The 22,805-nt window shown below is 44.6% G+C and carries 18 protein-coding genes; 10 read left to right on the top strand and 8 right to left on the bottom strand.

From position 1 onward, the window contains the following. Window positions 1–50: 50 nt before the first annotated feature. The gene (locus D104_RS23580; RefSeq protein WP_024023110.1) at window positions 51–1,724 is read right to left on the bottom strand and encodes a pectate lyase; all 1,674 of its coding nucleotides are present in this window, start codon (window positions 1,722–1,724) and stop codon (window positions 51–53) included. Between the two features lie 221 nt (window positions 1,725–1,945). Here D104_RS23580 and D104_RS23585 point away from each other — a divergent pair, with 221 nt between their 5' ends. From D104_RS23585 to D104_RS23600, 4 genes are all read left to right on the top strand, one after another. Beyond that, window positions 1,946–3,418: an aminoacyl-histidine dipeptidase gene (locus tag D104_RS23585; protein WP_024023111.1), complete on the top strand. Its 1,473-nt coding sequence runs from the start codon at window positions 1,946–1,948 to the stop codon at window positions 3,416–3,418. A gap of 163 nt (window positions 3,419–3,581) precedes the next feature. Then, the gene (locus tag D104_RS23590) at window positions 3,582–4,451 is read left to right on the top strand and encodes a 2Fe-2S iron-sulfur cluster-binding protein (RefSeq protein ID WP_024023112.1); all 870 of its coding nucleotides are present in this window, start codon (window positions 3,582–3,584) and stop codon (window positions 4,449–4,451) included. Between the two features lie 51 nt (window positions 4,452–4,502). Further along, window positions 4,503–5,768 carry an exonuclease subunit SbcD gene (sbcD, locus tag D104_RS23595; protein ID WP_024023113.1) on the top strand — a complete coding sequence of 422 codons (1,266 nt, stop codon included), beginning with the start codon at window positions 4,503–4,505 and terminating at the stop codon, window positions 5,766–5,768. Continuing rightward, window positions 5,765–9,499: an AAA family ATPase gene (locus D104_RS23600; RefSeq protein WP_024023114.1), complete on the top strand. Its 3,735-nt coding sequence runs from the start codon at window positions 5,765–5,767 to the stop codon at window positions 9,497–9,499. Before sbcD ends, D104_RS23600 begins: the two co-directional genes overlap by 4 nt. A 161-nt stretch (window positions 9,500–9,660) precedes the next feature. Here the strand turns inward: D104_RS23600 and D104_RS37385 are convergent, their stop codons facing one another. Next, complete coding sequence (locus tag D104_RS37385; protein WP_024023115.1) at window positions 9,661–9,801, bottom strand: hypothetical protein; 141 nt, start codon at window positions 9,799–9,801, stop codon at window positions 9,661–9,663. Between D104_RS37385 and minC the strand changes: the two genes are divergently transcribed. From minC to D104_RS23625, 5 genes are all read left to right on the top strand, one after another. After that, complete coding sequence (gene minC / locus D104_RS23605; RefSeq protein ID WP_024023116.1) at window positions 9,800–10,525, top strand: septum site-determining protein MinC; 726 nt, start codon at window positions 9,800–9,802, stop codon at window positions 10,523–10,525. The genes D104_RS37385 and minC overlap by 2 nt on opposite strands. Window positions 10,526–10,586: 61 nt before the next feature. Beyond that, window positions 10,587–11,396 carry a septum site-determining protein MinD gene (gene minD / locus D104_RS23610; RefSeq protein WP_031214525.1) on the top strand — a complete coding sequence of 270 codons (810 nt, stop codon included), beginning with the start codon at window positions 10,587–10,589 and terminating at the stop codon, window positions 11,394–11,396. Window position 11,397: 1 nt separating this feature from the next. Further along, window positions 11,398–11,655 carry a cell division topological specificity factor MinE gene (gene minE / locus D104_RS23615; RefSeq protein ID WP_024023118.1) on the top strand — a complete coding sequence of 86 codons (258 nt, stop codon included), beginning with the start codon at window positions 11,398–11,400 and terminating at the stop codon, window positions 11,653–11,655. 165 nt (window positions 11,656–11,820) lie between these two features. Further along, complete coding sequence (locus tag D104_RS23620) at window positions 11,821–13,005, top strand: cytochrome-c peroxidase (protein WP_024023119.1); 1,185 nt, start codon at window positions 11,821–11,823, stop codon at window positions 13,003–13,005. Window positions 13,006–13,174: 169 nt separating this feature from the next. After that, window positions 13,175–14,227 carry an aldo/keto reductase gene (locus tag D104_RS23625; RefSeq protein ID WP_024023120.1) on the top strand — a complete coding sequence of 351 codons (1,053 nt, stop codon included), beginning with the start codon at window positions 13,175–13,177 and terminating at the stop codon, window positions 14,225–14,227. Window positions 14,228–14,366: 139 nt separating this feature from the next. Here the strand turns inward: D104_RS23625 and fusA are convergent, their stop codons facing one another. The 5 genes from fusA to D104_RS23650 form a co-directional block, all read right to left on the bottom strand. Continuing rightward, window positions 14,367–16,463 carry an elongation factor G gene (gene fusA / locus D104_RS23630; RefSeq protein ID WP_024023121.1) on the bottom strand — a complete coding sequence of 699 codons (2,097 nt, stop codon included), beginning with the start codon at window positions 16,461–16,463 and terminating at the stop codon, window positions 14,367–14,369. A 183-nt stretch (window positions 16,464–16,646) separates the two neighbouring features. After that, window positions 16,647–17,816 carry a cation:proton antiporter domain-containing protein gene (locus D104_RS23635; protein ID WP_024023122.1) on the bottom strand — a complete coding sequence of 390 codons (1,170 nt, stop codon included), beginning with the start codon at window positions 17,814–17,816 and terminating at the stop codon, window positions 16,647–16,649. Window positions 17,817–17,829: 13 nt separating this feature from the next. After that, on the bottom strand, window positions 17,830–18,498 hold the full coding sequence (locus D104_RS23640; protein WP_024023123.1) for a TIGR04211 family SH3 domain-containing protein: 669 nt from the start codon (window positions 18,496–18,498) through the stop codon (window positions 17,830–17,832). Window positions 18,499–18,620: 122 nt separating this feature from the next. After that, complete coding sequence (locus tag D104_RS23645) at window positions 18,621–19,097, bottom strand: DUF934 domain-containing protein (RefSeq protein WP_024023124.1); 477 nt, start codon at window positions 19,095–19,097, stop codon at window positions 18,621–18,623. Further along, window positions 19,081–20,742, bottom strand: a complete 1,662-nt coding sequence (locus D104_RS23650) for a nitrite/sulfite reductase (RefSeq protein WP_024023125.1) — start codon at window positions 20,740–20,742, stop codon at window positions 19,081–19,083. Before D104_RS23650 ends, D104_RS23645 begins: the two co-directional genes overlap by 17 nt. Before the next feature lie 248 nt (window positions 20,743–20,990). Between D104_RS23650 and nfuA the strand changes: the two genes are divergently transcribed. Next, window positions 20,991–21,572, top strand: coding sequence for a Fe-S biogenesis protein NfuA (gene nfuA / locus D104_RS23655; RefSeq protein WP_024023126.1), 582 nt, complete (start codon window positions 20,991–20,993; stop codon window positions 21,570–21,572). A 75-nt stretch (window positions 21,573–21,647) separates the two neighbouring features. Here nfuA and D104_RS23660 read toward each other — a convergent pair whose 3' ends face one another. After that, a complete protein-coding gene (locus D104_RS23660; RefSeq protein WP_024023127.1) occupies window positions 21,648–22,724 on the bottom strand; it encodes a 3-deoxy-7-phosphoheptulonate synthase in 1,077 nt (358 codons plus the stop codon). Between the last annotated feature and the right edge of the window lie 81 nt (window positions 22,725–22,805).

The following is a 22,805-nucleotide window of genomic DNA, read 5'->3' on the forward strand; positions in this document are numbered from 1 at the left end:
CAAAAAGCAAAAAAAGACGCATCGGTAGACTATGACTGATGCGTCTTTTTTTATGAATCGAATGACGTTTTTCTAGATTGTGTATAAGAATGTTTCGTTCTCAAATAAATCGATTTCACGTCCATCGTATTTTTCAAACTGCCATCTGGCATCATCATATCTCCATGAATATAACCGCCTCGGCTGCGATAAACGGGAACTAATTCACGCTGACCTCGTTTGGCCGCGGTTAGGCTGAGTAGGGCGAGCGGTTCGATGTCGTCGAATCGGCAGTGAATGTGTTTTTCACTGGGGGTAAATAATCCACGATGCGCGCTGCGTTTCATTATGTTATTCCCGAGTTTTTCCGCGAGTTCGAGGTAGCTCGCGTGTTGGCTGACTTGATGCATTTCTAGCACCGCAAACATGAGGAGAGCGTCGTTGGCTTCTGTGTTGAGTTTGACTGTTGGGTTTGCTGTGTTCCATTCACCTAAGTCAACGTGTTTTGCCATCGCGCAAACCGTTGACCAAAGTGTGTCGCTGCGGCTTTCTACCCAGTTGGTGACATACGTAAGGAAAACGTGGCTCGGAAGCGGTCGACGAATCATCTCGACGCCTTTTTTTCCGTAGTAACCGTACCGTGGGACTCGATGGCCGGTTAAATCCTTTCCATCGGCAAACATCGGTTTTATCTCGTTGGTTTCGGCGTCATAAGCGTACTGCGCCCAGGCCTCTAAGCCTTCCGTCGTCCAATCCAATAATTGTTTTCCATCTTCCCCTAATTCGCGGGCGAGCAGAGTTTGTGCAAGCGCGCAGTCACCGTAAATACCTTCGGGGCCATTTAACGCTTCGTCGTCCATTTTGAATAATACCCATGCCTCTTTCGCGACGTCGCCGTATTCAGCTCCGAACTGTCTTGCCGCGCGATCACCCCAAAATGAAAAAGTATACTGCGGATGACTTTCGTCTTCTGGCGGTGAGCCAGTTTGCTTAGGGCGGTTATATTGATAGCAACCCAGCTTGGTTTCTGGATGACGAGAATCAACATATTGGCGCATTAAAAACTCGGCCCAAGAAAGGGCTTTTTCATCGCCGTCAAATTTGTAAAGCATGCCAGCGCTAAACACCAGATCGTTGCCAATATTTACGAAGGACAAGCCTTTCATTTCACGTAATGGTTCTAGGTTACTGCTTTGGGGTTTGTCCCAAAATGTCGTTTCGTCGAACGCCAACCCATAACTGCCATGACGGGACATTTCCATGTTCTCCCAGTTGGTTACATGGCAGTTCCAGATGGCCATGATCATTCGGCTAGTAGCAGTTGGGTTGGTTTCGTACATGAGTTCGTAATATGGGCAGTGGTGTTTGAGCTCGTGCACCATATTTTTATTTTCTGGGCCAACGGCGTTTAAGGTTTTTAGGTCGAGAAAAGAATGCCCACCCCAGCGAATCAAGCCACTGGAATCGGCATGCTCAAAATGCCAGTGAATCGCATCTTTTGCGGCTTGCTTGTATTTTGGTTGATGGGTGATTGCACTTAATCCGCTAAAAAAGCGAAATAAGTTCTGCTGGCTGGCAATGTTTGACGGTTCCCAAATGCTTCCGTCGGTGTTTTTCCACGTAACGGGCTTGCCTGTAAATGTGTCGCAACCATCAAAGAAAAGCGGGGTTCCGTGGTAAGGATCAATATAGTGTTCAAGAATCGTATCCGCGTATTTTATAAGATAGTCCAGCATGTCTTGCATCGTGTTTGTCCCTGTTTTTATTCTGTCTCTCATCTTAAAGGAGATTTTCACCGCTCGCCATTAAAAATTAAAACGGCGTTTCTATTTTCTTCTTGAAAGTTGTTTGGCCGCCACATACGTTTTCTCTATCGGTGTAGTCTTAATTTCGATTGCCTCAACCTATGCTCTTCTTTACTGTCCGTAACACAATATGTACCGATGAAAAATACTAAGAGAGCAGCATGAACGACGTATTAAGAACTCTAGAACCGAAAGCCATTTGGCAGCATTTTCAAACCTTATGTAACACGCCTCGCCCTTCTTATTATGAAGCAGCGTTAAGAGAGCATTTGATTCAATGGGCAACTGGATTAGGCCTTGAAACCTACGTTGATCCTGCTGGTAATCTATTGATTCGTAAAATCGCGTCAAAAGGTATGGAAGATCGTGAAACGGTTGTGCTGCAAGGTCATTTGGACATGGTGGCGCAAAAAGAAGCAAACATCGAGCATGACTTCACCAAAGACCCAATCGTCACGCAAGTCATCGATGGATGGGTTCACGCAACGGGCACAACACTAGGCGCAGACAACGGCATAGGTGTGGCAGCGGCTATGGCCGTATTGGAATCGACCGATTTGCTTCACGGGCCCATTGAAGCTTTGTTTACCATTGAAGAAGAAACCAGTTTGCGCGGTGCATTACAGCTAGAAGAAGGCATTTTAAAAGGTAAAATTCTGCTTAACTTGGACTCAGAAGACCGAGGTGATGTGTACATTGGCTGCGCGGGTGGCGTGGACATTAACGTTATGAAGCCGTATTTAGCTGTGCCTGTGAATGCCGCAAAAAAAGCCTTCGACATTACCGTATCTGGATTGCGCGGCGGTCACTCAGGTTTGGATATTCAAAAAGGCCGTGCCAGTGGGAATGTTTTGATTATTCGCCTATTAAATTTGCTAAAAGAGCAATGTGAGTTCGGCTTGAGTGGTTTGTCTGGTGGCACATTGCGAAATGCAATTTCCCGAGATGCAAAAGCGACCATCAATATTGAAGCGGAAAATGAGACAAAATTATTTACGTTCATCGATGCGTTTGAAAAAGCCACTCAGGCGGAATTTTCGACGACGGAAGCTAACCTGAAAGTAACCTTAGCACCAGCGGAATTGGATGCAGAACTAGAAGCGTCTGATGCCGCATCTTTGCTGAGTGCATTGTATTGCGCACCTCATGGCGTTCATCGAATGAGTGCTGATTTAGAAGGTGTTACCGAGACATCGTGCAACCTTGGTGTGATTAATTTGAAGAATACCGAAAACGGCGAGAAAGTATTTGATGCCTGTTTGCTGGTTCGTTCTTTAGTGGATTCCGCGGTAGAGCATCACGCTTACGTGGCGAAGTCTGCGTTTTCCTTGATTCAAGCTGACGTCAAATTGGAAAATGGTTACCCTGGCTGGCGACCAGACCCAAGCGCTGGCTTGCTCAAGCACTTTCTTGAAGTGCATAAAGACGTAATGGGGCATGAAGCGAACGTAAAAGTCATTCATGCTGGCCTAGAGTGCGGTATTATTGGCGCGAAATATTCCGGCATGGAAATGGTGTCATTTGGCCCTAACATTCGTGGAGCGCATTCACCCACTGAGCGCATGGAAATTGATTCGGTAGCCGACTTCTGGCGACTGCTTGTCGCTCTTTTGGAGTCTACACCGAGGGCTTAAGTCTTGTATCATTCTTGGTAAGTATGTTCTTGGTCTAAGTACTTGTATCTTTCTTCTATGGGAAGGCAATGCTCTCAACTAGCATTGCCTTTTCTTTTTTAGGATGGGTGCAAGGTCGGCGGGTTAGAATATGTCATAATAGCCAAATCGAAGATGAGGTTAGATGATGGGTTCACAGGCGCTGACGATAGAATTGGATGATGAGCAGTTTGAGGCGGTTTTGGGTGACAATTTGTTGTCATCGTTGCTTTCTCAGGGTGCGGATGTTCGTTACGGTTGTCGTGCAGGGGCTTGTGGAGCTTGTCGTCTATATGATGCGAGTAATTGTGAGTCGATTCTTTCTTGCCAAACGACGGTTGCTTCGGCGATGTCATTGACTCGGCAAACGCCAGCCGTGTCTTCTTCTTTTTCTGTTTTAAATCCTATTTGTTTGAATGAATCAGCTATCGAGCTAACGCTTTTGGGGCCAAGTGATGATTCTTTCGGGGATCGTGTTTCGGTTGGCTTTCCTGCTAGTAAATCATCGTCTGTTTTTATTGATGAGCAGGCTCATTTTTATGAGTGTATGGCGTTAAATCCTGCTGGAGCGCCTTTAAAAGTCGTGTTGCATAAAGCGCAGTTATGCGACAAGGATTGGCTGCGTGCCTTAGCGCTTTCGTCTGATAATAAGGTGGATGTTCAATTATCGACTGGAATGCGCAAAGGTCGTTTGTTGTTTGAGATGGATATTGCTGATGCGCCTGCTGTAGTCATTTCTTCTCCTGATAATGCTATTTATGCATCTTATTGGCGTGAGACTTTGTTGGATTACACGCCAATGTTTCTCGGGCATTTTGCTTTGTATGCAAATAATGATCTGACGCTTAGTTTGGCCGATGACGCTTTTATTGCGTTTCTCAGTGACGCGTTTGCCAATGCAGGAAGTGGTGTTTTACAGATTATTTATCATGGTCAAAAAATCTCAGCGAAAGATTGGGAACAATCGCTTCGTCCTTTGAGGATTCGAATGAATCAGTTGCATTTTGTTCGTTAATTTTATTAGACCTTTTTTGGCTTTGTGCTTTTTATTTATTGGATTTTATTAATGAAAATTCTTCACACTTCTGATTGGCATCTCGGTCAACACTTTATGGGAAAATCCCGCCGAGATGAACATAAGGCATTTATTGATTGGTTGTTGGCGCTGGTGGACAGCGAATCGATTGATGCGGTGATTATTGCGGGTGATGTTTTTGATACAGGATCGCCGCCAAGTTATGCGCGTGAAATGTACCATCAGTTGGTATTAGACATGAAAGCGCGTCAATGTCAGTTGGTCATTGTAGCGGGTAATCATGATTCAGTGAGCATGCTGAATGAATCAAAGAGCCTGCTTTCTTACCTAGATACGCAAGTGTCGAGTCAGGCAAGTCTTGAAGACTTGGCGTCTCACGTGATTGCGCTAAAAGATAAAAGTGGTGAAGTAGCGGCTTGGGTTTGTGCGGTGCCGTATTTACGACCAAAAGACGTTATGAAAAGCATTTCTGGTCAGTCTGAGCAAGATAAAAAGCTGGGGTTATTGCAGCACATTGGTGATTTTTATCAGCAGGTGTATGAACTTGCCTGCGAGAAAAATAAAAGCCTCAAACAACCTGTGCCGATTATTGGAACCGGTCATTTAACCGCAATGGGCGGGCAAGTGAGCGAGTCGGTGCGTGATCTTTATGTTGGTACGCTTGAAGCCTTGCCAACGTCGGTTTTCCCTAAATTTGATTACCTTGCACTTGGGCACATTCACCGTGCGCAGGCGATTACCAAAGATGGTCGTTTTCGCTACAGCGGTTCACCGATTCCATTGAGTTTTGATGAGTTGGGTAGAGAGAAATCCTTGGTTGTTATTGATACGGCCGCGCTTGTTGCGCAAGGTCCAGCGATGGATCTTTTTGACGAGAAACAAGAGCCGATTCAGCTTCATACGATTCCAACTTTTCAACCCATGCAAAGTTTAAAAGGCAACCTTAAAGACGTGTTGAAGCAGATAGACAAACTGACAATTATTGACGGCACGATGCTTTGGTTAGAAGTCACGGTGATTGCAGACGAATACTTAAGTGACGTCCATAAGCGATTGGTCGAAGCCATAGAAGGCAAGTCTATCGAGTTGCTTCGAGTCATGCGAAAAAGCGCCGTGGACACAAAAAAGGCGGCGTTTGAATCGCGTCAAACCTTGTCTGAATTGACCGTGAAAGAGGTGTTTGAGAAAAGCTTACAAGGCAACGCAGACATTGACGAAGAAGAAAGCGTGATCTTAACCAATTTATTTAATCACTGTTTGATCGAGATGGAAGACAGCCAGGAGAAGCAAGTATGAAAATTTGTAAGCTTCGACTGAAAAACATCAATTCCTTAAAAGGTGAATGGGAAATTGATTTCACCAAAGCGCCGTTTGACGATGCAGGTGTCTTTGCCATTGTCGGTCCAACGGGCGCTGGCAAATCCACGTTATTGGATGCGATCTGTTTGGCTTTGTACCACGAAACACCAAGGCTCAAAGTCTCGCCGAGTCAGAATGAGTTAATGACACGCCATACAGCGGAGTGTTTGGCGGAGGTTGAGTTCGAAATAAAAGGCAAAGGTTATCGAGCGTTTTGGGGACAACGTCGTGCGCGTGGAAACAGTGATGGTAAATTGCAACCAATGACGTGCGAGTTGTGTGAGCTAGATGGCACTATTATTACCACTAAAATCAACGAAAAAATCGATAAAATTGCTGAAATTACCGGGTTGGATTTTTCACGCTTTACCAAGTCTATGTTGCTCGCTCAAGGTGGTTTTTCGGCTTTTTTGAATGCTTCCGCCAATGACAGAGCGGAATTACTGGAAGAGTTAACGGGCACAGAAATTTACGGACAAGTGTCTAAATGGGTGTTTGAAAAGCACAAAACAGAACGCCAAAAAATTGCGCAGTTGGAAGCGGTTAATGCACAACGCCAACTGATGAGCGAAGATGCTCTGCAAGCGCTTATTGAACAAGAAACCAGCTTAGCGGCAGAAGACAAAACCCTGTCTGACAATCTAAAGCAACATAAGACAAATCTTGAGTGGCGACAGACAGAATCGAACCTTGTAAAGCAGTTAGTGACAAGCCAGCAACACAATGAGAATGCGATCGCGGCGTTGGCGGATTTCAAACCAAAGCAAGACGCATTAGAAAAGGCTGGTGTTGCGAATACGCTTCGTCCTCAGTATGAAAGTTTGAAAGACATTCAGCGCCGAAAGTCAGACCTTGAGCGTGAACAGTCAGGCGTCTCACAGGAACAGCTTGAGCAAAGTGAGGTGATTCAACAGCTTGATCTTCATACCGAGAGCGTCAAGCAGGCATTTGAAACGCAAACCCAACTATGGGATGCGCTTAACGAAGACATTGCGAACATTATTCAGCCGTTGGTTTCTCGTCGAGAGAGCGTCAATGAGCAACTTACAGAGATTAATCATCGACGTAGTACGATTGAGCAAAAGCACCTCGAAAGTGTGAATGCGTTAGCTCAGCAGAAGCAAAAACACCACGAAAGTACATTGGCTTGCGAAAGCAATCAGCCGCGTTTGGCTGAGTGGCAAGCGCCAGAGCAAATAGAAGCACAGCTGTCGAATTGGCAATATCAACAATCGTCTATTCAGACTCAAGATCAAGCGTTGACTCGCATCGCCACAGAGGTGTCGTCTGCGCAAGTGACGCTTGATTCTGCGCTGAGTACCTTTGCGGCGAGCAAAGAGGCATTAGAGACGCAAACTCGTCATGCAGCGGCGCTTGAGCAACAAGTGAAATTGGTTGTTGACGCGTTTCATTCCCTGTCGTCTGGGCGCGATTTGAATGAATGGCAAGATCATTTTCGGGGCTTGGAAGGCAGGCAGCAAAAAGCCGCTGAGCTAGTACAGCGCTATGAGTCGTATCAAGGTAAACACCAACAAATTCAGCAGATTGATGATGCCATTCAGGCATTAGTGGATCAGCTTAGTAAACAAGGCGAGCAGTTAATACAGCAAAGACAAACCTACAAAGATAAACATGCGCATTGCATGGATCTGGCCAAGTTGGTGGATGCTGAGCGACATATTGTGTCATTGAACGAATTACGTCAATCATTGGGCGAGCATGACGCTTGTCCTTTGTGTGGCTCCCATGAACACGACCTTGACCAAGCGTTGCATCAAGCGGTGAATGTCGAAAATCAAACGCGGTTGCAGCAATTGCAATCTGAACTGGATGCATTGGTGCAAGCCGGGCAAGCACTCAAGGCCGATCAAAAGGTTGTCGAACGCGAACAGGAAATGCGCCACGATCAGCGAGACGCGTTGATAAAAGAACGCTCGACCGCAGAGAGCGAATTGTTGTCGATGTTAAATGATTTGATGTCTTTAACAAATGTGAGTGGAAGCGAACCGCTGCAAGTGTTTGACGCGGCTAGAATGTCTTCTTGTGTGTCCGACATTCAGCAAGCGTGGCAGGGCGTGCTTGAACTCAATCAAGCGGTGTTGGAAAAGCACCAGCAGCGAGCTGCGTTGGAGCAAGAATTTACCAGCGCCAACACGCAAATGCAGCAGATGACGCAAGAACTTCAGCAACTGGAGTTTCAGGGGCGCTCACTTCGTCAAACGCTTGAATCAAAACAGTCGGAATATCAAAAAATAACCATTGAGAAAGACCGTATTGAGCAGGCGCTGATGGTTTCTATGAGCGCGTCTAGTGTGCCTGAGCGTTATCTGGCGTCACCGCTGGCGGAGTCCTTGTCTGCATTGCAAACGTCCTTGCAATTATGGCGAGACGCGAAAGTGAATCATGATGCGCATGTGAAGCAAATTGAACAGCTTGGTTATGAAATTACGGTGCTAGAAGAGCGGTTGAAAGAAGGCGAGGCTCAAGTGAGTGAAGTCACGCTAAAGGCAAATGAGTTACGTGATGAATGGGATAAAATTGACGCGGCATTGTTTGATAAACTGGCTGGAAAATCCTTGTCGGACGTACGATCCGATGCGCAAGTCGCATTGGCAGGAAAGCGAATAGATTACGAAACGGCGTTGAAAGAGCGAGAGCGCGTACAGGAAGTATTGACGACGTTATCAGCGACGTTGAAAGCTCTCGAAAAATCCTTAGCGGCGTTGCGTAAAGAGTGGGAGTCGGCGGACTCTGCTTGGCAAGTTGTGTTGAAAGAAAAAGGTTTTAGTGACGAAAGCGCCTGGCAACGGACGTGTTTGACAGACACTGATCTGGCTACTTTGAAAGAGATGTCTGTCGCCTTAAAGGACACGATGACTCGACAAGCGGCTCTGCTAATGCAGGCGGAAGACGCTTTGCTTGACCATAGAGGCCAAAAACCGACGACCGAGTTGATTGGCATTGGTTTGTTGGGGAGTGATTCGCTCGATGAGCTGGTGGCTTTGGTCGAGACGTTTGAGGTTCAACGACAGCAGTTAAATCGACAACTGGGCGAGGTTTCACAGAAAATACGGGAAGAGCATCAAAGGCGAGAGCAAGCCAAAGCGTCAGTGGAGGAATTGAATAGATTACGAGATGAACTGATTCATTTAGATCGTTTGAATCATTTGATTGGGTCGGCAGACGGTGCGAAGTTCCGTCGTTTTGCACAAAGTCTCACGCTAGATCATTTGGTGTATTTAGCCAATCAGCATTTGGATATTTTGCATCGTCGTTATCAGTTAATGCGCAATGAGGAAGCGTTGTCGTTGTTGGTAGTAGACACTTGGCAGGCGGATGTATCGCGAGATACGAAAACCCTCTCAGGCGGTGAATCTTTCCTTGTTAGTTTGGCGTTGGCGTTGGCGTTGTCAGACTTGGTATCTCATAAAGCCAGCATTGATTCTCTATTTTTAGACGAAGGCTTTGGTACGTTAGACAGCGAAACGCTGGAATCCGCGCTGGACGCGTTGGATAATTTGCATTCCTCCGGTAAAACCATCGGAATTATCAGTCATATTAGTGCGCTAAAAGAGCGTATTCCGGTGCAGATAAAGTTAACCAAGCAAAGTGGTTTGGGTGTGAGTCGATTGTCAGCAGAATTCGCGGTTCAGTCTCAGGATGAATAAGTTTTGTTGTGTTTTTTATGGTGCAAAAGTTTTCCCCAGATTAATGGGAACAAGTATGTAAGTAAGTTGTAAAAGATTAACTAAATCAAAAGGTTAATCTTTCGTTCATTATTGCGCATTTTACGTTATTCTTAGCACTATAAGAGAGCAACGATCACTTTTTAGCAGTGTAAAGCCGTTGTCACGGTGACTTTCATTAATCGGTCAGCTTGATAGAATGGTTTTTTACGCTGATGACGTTTGTTCAACTCGGCTTGATAACATAAAGCGCCATTTAAGGTATTTAAAAGGACCGTTTGCATGACAGACTCAGGCTTCCGTCTTAAAGGAAGTGTTGTTACGACAGTGTTGCTAGAAATTCAAACTTTTTCTCTCGATGACATTGTTTTTCATCTGAAAGAAAAAATTGATCAGGTGCCGCACTTTTTTAATCAGGCTCCTATCATTATTGATATTTCAAAAATGAAACGTGGCATTACATTGGAAGAATTTGAGGCGCTGATTAAATCAGTCAGCGCGCTTGGCCTTGGTGTGATTGGCTGGCGTTGCGATCCTGACAGTTTGCCCGTGTGGAATGCGTCGGTGACGATTCCACTTTTGCCCGCCAGCAAAGCAAGACCCATTAATATTGCGCCAGAAATCAAAGAAGTAAGCAGTCCTGATGTGGTCGTAAAAACCGTGGTTGAGGAACGTTTGATTCCTCAGGCGACAAAGGTCATTACCAAGCCGGTTCGGTCTGGTCAGCAGGTTTACGCAGAAGGTGATTTGATCGTATTGGCACAGGTCAGCGCCGGTGCAGAAGTGTTGGCCGACGGCAATATACATGTTTACGGCGCTTTGCGAGGACGAGCATTGGCCGGAGTGAAGGGCGATGTAGAAGCACGAATTTTTTGTAAAAGCATGGAGGCGGAATTGGTATCCATCGCGGGCAATTTTATGCTGAGCGATGCGCTGCAAAATATCGTTTGGAAAGACAGCGCTCAAGTGTTATTAGTTGACGATAGCTTAGAAATCGTACCGCTTTAAAAATTATTTTTCATTTGATTAGTTAGATAAACCCATTGTGGGGTTATCGGGGGATACAGCATTGGCAAAGATCATAGTAGTCACCTCAGGCAAGGGCGGTGTTGGCAAGACCACATCCAGCGCTGCTATTGGGACTGGTATTGCGTTAAAAGGACATAAAACGGTTATCATCGATTTTGATGTGGGCTTGCGTAATCTGGATTTGATTATGGGTTGCGAACGTCGAGTTGTTTATGATTTTGTGAATGTGATTAATAAAGAAGCGACATTGTCGCAAGCGTTAATCAAAGACAAACGCACAGCGGGGTTGTTTATCCTGCCAGCATCGCAAACTCGCGATAAAGATGCGTTAACTATTGAAGGCGTGCAGGAAGTGTTAAACGACCTTGCCAAAGACTTTGATTATATTATTTGTGATTCTCCGGCGGGCATTGAGAAGGGCGCTCAAATGGCGCTGTATTTTGCCGATGCGGCGATTGTCGTGACCAACCCTGAAGTATCTTCGGTTCGAGACTCGGATCGTATTTTAGGTATTTTGCAAAGCAAGTCTAAGCGCGCGGAAGAGGGCAAAGAGCCAATTGAAGAGCATTTGTTGCTAACGCGTTACCATCCTGGGCGTGTTGCGTCAGGCGAAATGTTGAGCGTGTCTGACGTTGAAGATATTTTGGCGATTCCATTGATTGGTGTGATTCCAGAATCTGAGGCGGTACTTAAAGCGTCTAACCAAGGAACCCCTGTCATTCTGGATACAGAATCGGAAGCGGGATTGGCTTATATGGATGCCGTTGACCGTTTGATGGGTGAGGAGCGTCCGTTGCGTTTCTTAGAAGTCCAGAAGAAAGGCTTTATTAAACGTTTGTTAGGGGGTTAGAGTGGGGATTTTCGATTATTTTAAAAGTAAAAACGCACCTAGCTCGGCGTCTGTCGCCAAGGATCGTTTGCAGATTATTGTTGCTCATGAGCGTAGTAAGCGCCATCAGCCAGATTATTTGCCACAGATGCAGCAAGAAATTATTGATGTGATTCGAAAGTATGTGAACATTGGCAGTGAAGATGTGCAGATACAATTAGACAATACTGACGATTGTTCGGTGCTTGAGTTGAATGTGACGTTGCCAGACCAAAACTGATTATTTGATTAGAGTGCAATAGGGCGTCAAACGAGATTATTGATATGGATCTTGTTTGACGCTTTTTTTGTGTGCGATTGAGTCTAAGCGTTTGCCTTTGTTTTACTCGAATTCTACGTGGGTGTATTATTCGTGCACTTATTTTTGACTGCTAGAGAAAGGCCAATGCTGCGTTATTTTCTTGGTGCCACTGTCGTTGCTCTACTTCTTTCTGCCTGTAGTGAACCATCGCAGTTGGTGGATCACAAAAAAACAAAACCGGCTTCTGTACTACCTATTGCTTCGGCAGACCCTAAAGCTTTGCTTGGCTCGCAATTATTCTTCGATGTTAACCTTTCAAAAGAGCGTAATCAGTCGTGCGGTACGTGTCATGATATTGCTAATGCGTTTGTAGATAAAAGGCAGGATGCCCTGTTTGGTGCGGTGTCACTAGGTAGCGATGGTCATTCAATGGGTGGTCGTAATACGCCCACCGCCGGTTACGCGGCTTTTTCACCGGCATTTCATCGTATGGCAAATGGTGAGTACAAAGGAGGCCAGTTCTTAGATGGTCGCGCTTCTGATTTGGCGAAGCAGGCGGAAGGGCCATTTGTCAATCCGGTTGAAATGGCCATTGTGGATGGTGCGGCCGTTGTCTCTCGAGTAAAAGAAAATACGAGATACGAAAACCTGTTTAATTCACTTTATGGTCAGGGCGTTTTGGATGATTCTGAAAAGGGTTATGCGGCGATCACTGATTCTATTGCGTCATTTGAAAAAACGGCTTTATTCATGCCGTTTGATTCGAAATACGATCGGGCGTTAAGAGGGGAGGAGCGGTTGTCACCACAGGAAGAATTAGGTAAAACGCTGTTCTTTTCTCAGCAGTTTACGAATTGTAATGCGTGTCATCAGTTAAATAGCTCGCCTTTGAATCCTCAAGAAACTTTCAGTAACTATGAGTACAGAAATATTGGTGTGCCAGCTAACCCTGTTCTTATGGCACACAATGGCAATACAAAAGACCTTGGTTTGTTGGATAATCCAGATATTGATGATCCAAAGCAGGCGGGCAAGTTTAAAGTGCCTTCCTTGCGGAATGTTGCGGTTACTGGCCCTTATATGCATAACGGGGTGTTTAAGGACCTGCGAACGGTTGTTCTTTTTTATGATAAATACAATAACCCTAGCCGTACTATTAATCCTGAAACCGGCAAGCCTTGGGCGGCACCAGAAGTGGAAGAAAATATTGATTTATTGAATTTGGAAAAGGGGCCGGCATTGCAGGATCGCCGTGTTGATGCAATTGTCGCTTTTTTGAAGACACTTACCGATAGGCGTTATGAAGCATTGCTAAACGACAAAGAGTAGAGCCTTTTACTATTCTAATTCTAGGGTTCGGGCTGATTTAAATTGGGCGTCTCCTTATTGTTTTCATTGATTAAACTGGCCTGACATTCAAAAATTTATTACATTGACCCTTTGGTTTACTTTGTTGCGCACATTGCGTGTGTGAAATGAAACATGAAGGATTGTAAAAATGAAATATGTTCCACTCGGGCGAACTGGTTTAGAGGTTTCTAGAGTATGTTTGGGTACCATGACTTGGGGGACTCAGAATAATCAAAAAGACGCAGATGAGCAGATTGAATATGCACTGTCCCACGGTGTGAATTTTATCGATACGGCTGAAATGTATTCCATCCCACCGAACGCCGAATCTTACGGTAAAACAGAAACCATCATTGGTGATTGGTTGTCTCGTAATCCATCGCGTCGAGAAGAGTTTATTTTAGCGACGAAAATTGCTGGTCCAGGTCTCCATTATGTCCGTGATGGCGGCCCTATTACAGGCGCTGCGATTATTGAAGCGGTTGATGCGTCTTTGAAGCGCTTGCAAACGGATTATATTGACCTTTATCAGCTGCATTGGCCAAATCGTACAACACCACATTTTGCAAAACACTTTCCAGGTCATATTTCTTTTACAGAAGTGGATGGTAAAGCGCACTCGGCGCAAATGTTAGATATTTTGCAGGGTATAGATGCTTGTGTGAAAGCGGGTAAAATTCGTCATTTTGGTTTGTCCGATGATACAACGTGGGGAATCAACGAATACATTCGTTTAAGTGATGAGCATGGTTTACCACGAGTGGCGTCGATCCAGAATGAATTTAGCTTGCTGCATACGAAAGATTGGCCGTACTTGATAGAAAACTGTGTGCATGAAGATGTGGCGTATTTACCGTGGTCTCCTTTGGCGGCGGGCGCATTGACAGGAAAGTATTTGGATGGCGCGCGTCCTGAAGGCAGTCGATGGAGCTATGTTCAACGTAATGGTATTTTTCGTGATACGCCATTAGTTGATAAGGCGGTGAGGGAATATTTAAAAGTTGCTGATAAGCATGGTATGACGGCCGCTCAGTTGGCGTTGGCGTGGTGTGATCAAGTGGATGGTGTAAGTTCTTCTATTATCGGTGCCACATCTCTAGAGCAGCTCAAAGAAGATATGGATGCATTTGATATGGTTCTGTCTGAAGAGGCATTGCAAGATATCATGGCGGTCTTTAAAGCGTACCCTGTGCCGTTTTAATCTTAATTTGTATGTTGTTTGAAAAGGGCGCTTTCTAAGCGCTTTTTTTATGTCTAAATTTTGGTTCTATCTCTAGATAATAAAAAACCCGATACGCAAAGCGTAACGGGTTTTTTTAGAACAAAAAGTAAGCGATTAATTATTTATCTTTACGTTCTTGTTCTTTTTTCTCTTTAACAGCAGCAATAACTGTTTCTGCCACGTTCATTGGGCATGGTAGGTAGTGAGAGAACTCCATAGAGAACTGACCACGACCAGAAGTCATTGTACGTAGAGTACTGATGTAACCAAACATTTCAGATAGAGGAACGTCAGCCTTGATGCGAACACCAGTCAAACCTTTCTCTTGGTCTTTGATCATGCCGCGACGACGGTTAAGGTCACCGATTACATCACCAACGTGATCATCAGGAGTGAACACATCTACTTTCATGATAGGTTCGATCAACTGAGGGCCAGCTTTAGGGATAGACTGACGGAAAGCGCCTTTAGCAGCGATTTCAAAGGCAATAGCAGAGGAGTCAACTGCGTGGAAACCACCGTCGAACAACTGAACTTCAACGTCTAGAACTGGGAAGCCAGCTAGAACACCTTCGTCCATCATAGACTTGAAGCCTTTTTCTACTGCTGGGAAGAATTCTTTCGGTACGTTACCGCCCACAACAGAAGAAGAGAACGTAAAGCCAGAGCCAACTTCGCCTGGTTTGATACGGTAATCGATTTTACCGAATTGACCAGAACCACCAGATTGTTTCTTATGCGTGTAAGTATCTTCAACTTCTTTAGTGATGGTTTCACGGTAAGCAACCTGTGGTTGACCTACAATCAAATCAACGCCGTAAGTACGTTTCAAGATATCTACTTTGATGTCTAGGTGAAGCTCACCCATGCCGCGAAGGATTGTTTCACCTGAATCGATATCAGTTTCAACGCGGAAAGTTGGATCTTCTGCAACCATTTTACCGATCGCAATACCCATTTTCTCGTTACCGCCTTTGTCTTTCGGAGTAACAGAGATAGAGATTACTGGCTCAGGGAAAACCATTGCTTCTAGTGTACAAGGGTGTTTAGGATCACAAAGAGTGTGTCCAGTTTGTACGTTTTTCATACCAACGATTGCAAGGATATCACCCGCTTGTGCAGAGCTGATTTCTTTACGGTCATCGGCTTGCATTTCAACCATGCGGCCTACACGTTCTGTTTTGCCTGTGAAGCTGTTTAGGATCGTGTCGCCTTTGTTAAGCGTACCAGAGTAAACACGTACGAAAGTCAAGGCGCCAAAACGGTCATCCATGATTTTAAACGCAAGCGCTTTAAATGGTTCGTCAGCAGATACGATTGCTTTCTCGCCATTTGGGTTACCTTCTTCGTCCGTTAGATCTTGTGGAATAACATCTGTTGGGCTTGGTAGGTATGAAACAACGGCATCAAGAAGAAGCTGCATGCCTTTGTTTTTGAAAGCAGAACCACAGTACGTTGGGAAGAACGCAAGGTCACGAGTACCTTTACGGATACAACGGTTGATGTCGTCGATAGAAGGTTCTTCACCATCCATGTAGGCCATCATGATGTCGTCGTCTTGTTCTACCGCAGTTTCAATAAGTTTTTCACGGTATTCTTCAACTTGGTCAACCATGTCAGCAGGAACGTCTTCAATGCTGTAGTTTTCTGGCTGGCCAGAATCATCCCAAACGTATGCTTTGCGAGTTAGAAGGTCAACAACACCAACGAACTCATCTTCAGTACCGATAGGAAGAACCATGATTAATGGTGTCGCACCTAGTACTTTTTGAACTTGTTCTGTAACGCGGTAAAAACTTGCACCAAGACGGTCAAGTTTGTTTACGAAAATGATACGTGCAACTTCAGATTCGTTAGCATAGCGCCAGTTAGTTTCAGATTGTGGTTCAACACCACCTGAACCACAGAATACACCAATGCCGCCATCAAGGACTTTAAGAGAACGGTAAACTTCTACAGTGAAGTCAACGTGTCCAGGTGTGTCGATAACGTTAAAGCGGTGATCTTTCCAGAAACAAGTGACAGCAGCAGACTGGATAGTAATACCGCGCTCGGCTTCTTGTTCCATGAAGTCAGTTGTAGATTCACCTTCATGTACTTCACCGATTTTGTGGATCATACCGGTAAGTTTAAGAATACGTTCTGTTGTTGTCGTTTTGCCCGCGTCAACGTGAGCAAAAATACCGATGTTTCTGTATTTTGATAAGTCAGCCATTACATTACTCTAAATAAGTTAGGACGAAATTTGCGCGTTAGTATACAAGACTTTTTGCATTTGTAGTCAGGTATTTCGCGCTATTCTATTATATTTTATGTGATTAAAGGAAGGGGCAAGGTAAAAGCATTTTATAAATCACCAAGAACCGCTTTTTGAGGTGATCTAAAATGCTTTATATCGTTAATCTCGGCGCAATTTGTCTGAAATAGCGATGGGGTTGGGGAAATTTAAAATTACAATATAGGTAGACAGAGCGAAGCTTAATATCGCAGTGGCTTGTATGACATGCGAAGCCTCCGTTCCTATTAAGCCAATGTTCGCCGCAAGGTAAGCGATTAGTAAAGAAAACTCACTGACTTGCCCTAGGCGAAAACCGACTTCCCAAGATGTGCTGGCGTCTTCCTTAATGCCTTTTAGTAAAAACCTAAATACAACGGGCTTAATTAGCATCGAACCGATGGCTAATATCAATGCAGGTACAATGACTAATCCGAGTAAGTCAAGATTGAAGCTGGCGCCAATACTAAAGAAAAACAAGATTAAGAAAAAATCTCTCAGGGGTTTTAGGTGAGTGGCTATGTATTGAGAAATAGGGCTGGTTGCCAAGGCTACACCCGCAATAAAAGCGCCCATTTCAGCAGACAAGCCAGCGGTTTCGGCCAGCACTGCCATGGATAGGCACCAACCAATGGAAACCAAGAAAATATACTCGTGAAAACGGTCAAATCGGGTGATCAGTTTGAGCAAAATGTATTTTACGAACAGGAAGGCGCCTGCTACTAGTAAAGGGAGTCCGACGATTGGTTTTATGTATTGCATCATGCCGTTGTTGTCGCTGCCGGAGATACTGTATAGAACCAGAAGGACAGCGATCGCAATCATGTCTTGTAGGAGTAATAGGCCAACAACCAGTTCGCCAGTGTGCTTATGGTGTAAGACCGTTGTGGGAAGCAGTTTGATACAGACAATCGTACTTGAGAACATCATGGCGATGCCGATGATCAAGCTCTCAATCGAGCTGTAACCACACAATATGGCCACACAGTAGCCGAGAATGGCAAATGCGGCTGAGCTAAGTAGGGCAATCCACGAGGCTTTTTTGAGCATGTTAATTAAGTGGCTCGGCTGCATGTCTAGACCAAGCAAAAACAATAAGAAAATGATGCCGATGTGGCTCATTTCGTCCATTAATTGCGGCTCGTTGATTAGAGACAGTGCTGATGGGCCAAATAAAACGCCCAGGGCTATGTAGGCGATGATCATCGGTTGCTTAGTGTACAGCGCTATGGTCGCAACGACGGCCGCTCCTGCAAATATTAAAAAGAAGGAGTGAACTATCGATGCTTCCATGTTTATACCTCAGTTAAGACCAAGAGCCGGTGTTGTTTTTCTTGCGACGCAGCAGGGGTAACAGTATGCCTAATAAAAGACCGCCAAACAGAGTAACGGCGCCTAACATAAACCATTTTTGTTCTGTCGTGTCTTGTAGTTTTTCGGATTGAGCTATGGCTGTGCTGGCTTGCTGTTTGAGGCTTTCAATTTGGTAGCTGACATCATCGTTCTGAGAGACAATTGCTTGCGCTTTTTCTGAGAGCTCGGCGGCTTTTTCAAGCTGGGTTTTTAATGAGTCGTTTTCGTTTTTCAGTGCGGTGTTGGTGTTGCTTAATTGCTGGAGTTTTTGTTGACTGATATTTAGTGCATTGACAATTTCGGTTCTGCTTTCTGTGCCTTTACTCAATCGAGTTCGTAACGCGTCTAATTGATCTCTGGTGACCATATCTTCACTGAGGAAGTAATCTGCCACCCAGCCTTCATTTCCACTTGGCGTACGAACTTTAGTATAGCCTTCACTTTGTTCGAGAACGTCGAGCGGTGTGCCACTCTTTAGGCCTCGCTCTACTGCCCTTGTACTATTGTCTAATCCTTCGCGTATCGCGACAAATTGAACATCAGAAATGTACACCGTTGCAGATTGTGCGGTGGTAGAAAGTAGTGCGCCAACTATTAGGCTTGTAATACGTTTTTTAGACACGTTAAGTTCCTTTAACAATCAATCACTTTATCTATTTAATACGATAATCATGAGTCAGCAAATACGCAATAGAAAAGGCCATCGTAATGGCCTTTTTGGGTTTTTAATTGTAAAGCGGGTTGTTATCGACGTAAGAATATCGGTCTTGGGTCGGCAACATCACCTTGATAGGCGATTGAAAACGGCTTATGGAGGGCGAGTGCGCTTTCTAAATTAACCTCTTCATTGAATTGAAAGCCGTTAAAGCCAACGCGTAAAAGGTAACCTAGTTGATCAGGGATAAAGTGGCCAAGAGCGCGTATTTCACCTTGATAATGTAATCTTTCTCTTAACAGGCGTGCGTAGCTAAAACCACGGCCATCTGTAAAGGCTGGGAAATTAACCCCAATTACGTCAAATTGATTTATATCGATGTCCTGTAAAAATTCAACGCCATCGCCTGCTTCAAGCCAAATGCCAACAACGGAGCCAATGGTGTCTTTTTCGCTCAGCCATTTTTGTGCTGGAACAATGCTATTCGACGTCACTTCTTGCTCGGCGTCTTGCTGCCACACGTAAGTGTTGTCGATGATTTTGCCGTTCTTAATTAGCTTTGGCATAAGCAGCCTCTTTAAATGGTGTGATGCCAACACGGCGGTAAGTATCAATGAAGCGCTCTTCTTCAGAGCGATTTTCAACGTATACATTCATTAGTTTCTGGATGATGCGACTGACTTCTTCTTGGGCAAATGATGGTCCTAAAATTTTACCGATGCTAGCGTCATGGCCTGAAGCGCCACCAATGGAAACTTGGTAGAATTCTTCGCCTTTTTTGTCGACACCTAGAATGCCGATGTTACCAACGTGGTGATGGCCACAGGCGTTCATGCAGCCAGAAATATTAAGGTCGATGTTGCCTAAGTCATATAGGTAGTCTAGGTCATTAAAGGTTTCTTGGATCTGTGCTGCAATTGGAATGGATTTCGCATTTGCCAAGGCGCAAAAATCGCCCCCTGGGCAGCAAATCATATCGGTTAATAAGCCAAGGGTCGGTGTTGCGAAGCCTGCTTCTTTTGATGCTTCCCAGAGTTCAACAAGTTTGTCTTGGCGAACATCTGATAGTACAAGGTTTTGTTCGTGACTAACACGCAATTCGCCAAAGCTAAAAGTATCAGAAAGGTCGGCGGCTTTATGCATTTGCTCTGATGTTGCGTCACCTGGTGCTTGCCCTGGTTTTTTCAGTGTCAGTGTGACCACGCGATAACCAGATTTCTTGTGTTCGAATGTGTTGCGTTCGTACCAGCGTGCAAACCCAGCGCTATCAGCAAGTTTGCTGGTTAAAATGGAGGGCTGATTTTCCAAGGTATCGTAAGAGGGTTCAGAGAAGAAACCAGTAAGTCGATCAAATTCACTCATTGGCACCGTGCTTTCTTTGCCTTTTAAGTGCGCCCATTCGGCATCAACGCGGCTGCGAAATTCTTCAATACCCAGCGCTTTAACTAAAATTTTGATACGAGCTTTGTATTTGTTGTCACGACGGCCGTGCTGGTTATAAACGCGGATGATAGCGTCTAGGTAAGTCAGTAAATCTGCACGGGGGATGAATTCACTGATAGTAACGCCTACCATTGGGGTACGACCAAGGCCGCCACCGACAATGACTTTGAAGCCAATTTCACCGGCGTCATTTTTCTTGATATGTAGGCCAATGTCATGGACTTGTGTTGCGGCACGATCAGCAGATTCAGTCGCATTAACGGCAATCTTGAATTTACGGGGTAAGAACGCAAATTCTGGATGAAAGGTTGACCATTGGCGAATCAGTTCACAGTAAGGGCGAGGATCAACGATTTCATCTGCGATGACGCCAGCGTATTGGTCTGTCGTGGTGTTACGAATGCAGTTGCCGCTGGTTTGTACCGCGTGCATTTGTACTTCAGCAAGTTCCGCTAAAATATCTGGCACATCTTCCAGTTTTGGCCAGTTTAGTTGTAAATTTTGGCGTGTACTGAAGTGACCATAAGATCTATCGTAACGACAACTGATATCGGCTAATTTACGCAATTGCGTGCTGGAAAGCATTCCGTAAGGAATCGCAATGCGCAGCATAGGAGCATAGCGCTGCACGTAAAGTCCGTTCTGAAGTCGTAACGGTAAAAATTCTTGCTCGCTGAGCTCTTTGTTTAAATAGCGGCGTGTTTGGTCGCGGAATTGTGCTACACGCTCTTCAACAAGCTGTTGGTCAATTGCGTCGTATTGATACATAGTGAAATGAACCGTGGTTAATAAATGTTAGTTAGCGCATCTTAGCAAATATCCTTTATTCTAAAAATGAATATTTATCTATATCTTTAGGGGTTTTTCTAATAAGGCTTATTCAAGTCTGCCCTTTTTTAGGCAATTTATAGAAAAAGGAAAAATACCCTACTTTTTTACTTGGTCTTTGGCTTTGCTCTTTATCTGCTGTAATATAGCGCCTATTGATCGTTATGTAGATTTAGAAAAGGGTTGTTATGAACATTACCATTACGGATAGTGCCCAAGAATACCTATCGTCTTTGCTTGAGAAGCAAGGAGTGGAAGGTATTGCCGTGCGAATATTTATTCAGCAGCCAGGTACGCCTTATGCTGAAACTTGCCTTGCTTACTGTCGTCCAGACGAAGTAAACGAAACCGATGAAATTTTGAATTTACCCAAGTTAAAAGTGTACCTTGAAAAAATGTCCGTCACTTTTTTGGATGAGGCGTTTGTTGACTACGCAACAGAAAAAATGGGTGGTCAATTAACCATCAAGGCACCGAATGCCAAAATGCCTAAAGTCACTGCAGACAGTCCGATTGAAGATCAGATTAACTATGTTCTGTATTCGGATATTAATCCAGGCTTGGCGGCTCATGGTGGTGAAGTTAGTCTTTTAGAGGTGGTTGATGGTAACGTCGCCGTACTAAAATTTGGCGGCGGTTGTCAGGGTTGCAGTGCTGTCGATCTAACCCTTAAAGAAGGCGTGGAAAAAACCTTAATGGAAAAGGTTCCGGGTCTGATTGCGGTGAAAGATTCCACCGATCACACGGTGACAGATAACGCGTTCATGTAAGTGCTATTTAGTAGAAAAGGGGAAATCGTTTATAAGCGATTTCCCCTTTTTTATGTTTGCTTCTAGTCTAAACCCTTATCCACGTTGACGTTTTGGAAGCGTATCGCGTAGAGAGTTAGCCATGTCTGTTAGTGTTTTTTCTGTTGTATCCCAATCGATGCAGGCATCGGTAATGGATACGCCATATGTTAGATCTTTTAAGTCTGTAGGGACTTTTTGATTTCCCCAGCCGATGTTACTTTCGATCATCAGGCCCATAATAGAGTTGTTACCCTCTAAAATTTGTTGAGTGGAATCTTCTGCAACGGTTACCTGACGTTCAGGTTTTTTGTTTGAGTTCTCGTGAGAGCAATCCACCATGATATTATGCTTTAGTTTTGCGGCGGTTAATGCGGCTTCACTTAATGCAATGTTGGCGGCGTCATAGTTTGGTAAACCGTTGCCGCCACGAAGTACAAGGTGACCATAGCCATTGCCTTTGGTATTAACAATGCTTACTTCACCGCTTTCGTTAATGCCTAAAAAAGAATGCGAGTGAGAGACAGACTGCATTGCATTTACGGCAACGGTTAAGCCGCCATCTGTACCATTTTTAAAGCCAACAGGTCCTGATAATCCAGACGCCATCTCACGGTGAGTTTGTGATTCGGTTGTGCGTGCGCCAATCGCAGACCAGCTAATTAGGTCTTGAATATATTGTGGTGAAATTGGATCTAATGCTTCAGTGGCAAGTGGAAGACCAAGTTCAGCTAAATCGATTAATAATTTACGTCCGATTCGAATGCCTTTGTCTATGTCAAAAGTTCCATCAAGATTTGGATCGTTTATTAAGCCTTTCCAGCCTACTGTAGTGCGAGGTTTTTCAAAATAAGCGCGCATAATGATGTATAGCGTATCATCTAGTTTCTCTGCGAGCGTTTTAAGACGTTTGGCGTAATCTATAGCGGCCTGAGTGTCGTGGATGGAGCATGGGCCAATGACAATGGCTAAACGGTGATCTTTGCCATCCATAATGTTCTTAATGACGTCACGAGATTCCGCTACGTGGCGGCTAACGCTTTCGTTTACAGGCAGTTCTTTCTTTAATTGACTCGGTGTTACCAAAGAGGTAAAAGAGGCAATATTTAAGTCTTCAAGACGTGTATTACTCATTGCGGGGTTTCCTGATTTTTGCTTTTAGTTATAGCCTCTAACAATATCGTGTTTTTATAGATGAATGAACCGCTAGCGGTT

Origin of the sequence: Marinomonas profundimaris (assembly GCF_000508165.1) — a bacterium.
Taxonomy (GTDB): Bacteria; Pseudomonadota; Gammaproteobacteria; order Pseudomonadales; family Marinomonadaceae; genus Marinomonas; species Marinomonas profundimaris.

Excerpts from the sequence above, each read along its gene's own strand:
- minC (WP_024023116.1), top strand. The coding sequence starts at position 9,800 with ATGACAGACTCAGGCTTCCGTCTTAAAGGAAGTGTTGTTACGACAGTG.
- D104_RS23650 (WP_024023125.1), bottom strand. The coding sequence starts at position 20,742 with ATGTATCAATACGACGCAATTGACCAACAGCTTGTTGAAGAGCGTGTA.
- D104_RS23600 (WP_024023114.1), top strand. The coding sequence starts at position 5,765 with ATGAAAATTTGTAAGCTTCGACTGAAAAACATCAATTCCTTAAAAGGT.
- D104_RS23635 (WP_024023122.1), bottom strand. The coding sequence starts at position 17,816 with ATGGAAGCATCGATAGTTCACTCCTTCTTTTTAATATTTGCAGGAGCG.
- sbcD (WP_024023113.1), top strand. The coding sequence starts at position 4,503 with ATGAAAATTCTTCACACTTCTGATTGGCATCTCGGTCAACACTTTATG.
- nfuA (WP_024023126.1), top strand. The coding sequence starts at position 20,991 with ATGAACATTACCATTACGGATAGTGCCCAAGAATACCTATCGTCTTTG.
- D104_RS23585 (WP_024023111.1), top strand. The coding sequence starts at position 1,946 with ATGAACGACGTATTAAGAACTCTAGAACCGAAAGCCATTTGGCAGCAT.
- D104_RS23620 (WP_024023119.1), top strand. The coding sequence starts at position 11,821 with ATGCTGCGTTATTTTCTTGGTGCCACTGTCGTTGCTCTACTTCTTTCT.
- D104_RS37385 (WP_024023115.1), bottom strand. The coding sequence starts at position 9,801 with ATGCAAACGGTCCTTTTAAATACCTTAAATGGCGCTTTATGTTATCAA.
- D104_RS23645 (WP_024023124.1), bottom strand. The coding sequence starts at position 19,097 with ATGCCAAAGCTAATTAAGAACGGCAAAATCATCGACAACACTTACGTG.
- D104_RS23625 (WP_024023120.1), top strand. The coding sequence starts at position 13,175 with ATGAAATATGTTCCACTCGGGCGAACTGGTTTAGAGGTTTCTAGAGTA.
- D104_RS23590 (WP_024023112.1), top strand. The coding sequence starts at position 3,582 with ATGATGGGTTCACAGGCGCTGACGATAGAATTGGATGATGAGCAGTTT.
- fusA (WP_024023121.1), bottom strand. The coding sequence starts at position 16,463 with ATGGCTGACTTATCAAAATACAGAAACATCGGTATTTTTGCTCACGTT.
- D104_RS23580 (WP_024023110.1), bottom strand. The coding sequence starts at position 1,724 with ATGCAAGACATGCTGGACTATCTTATAAAATACGCGGATACGATTCTT.
- D104_RS23660 (WP_024023127.1), bottom strand. The coding sequence starts at position 22,724 with ATGAGTAATACACGTCTTGAAGACTTAAATATTGCCTCTTTTACCTCT.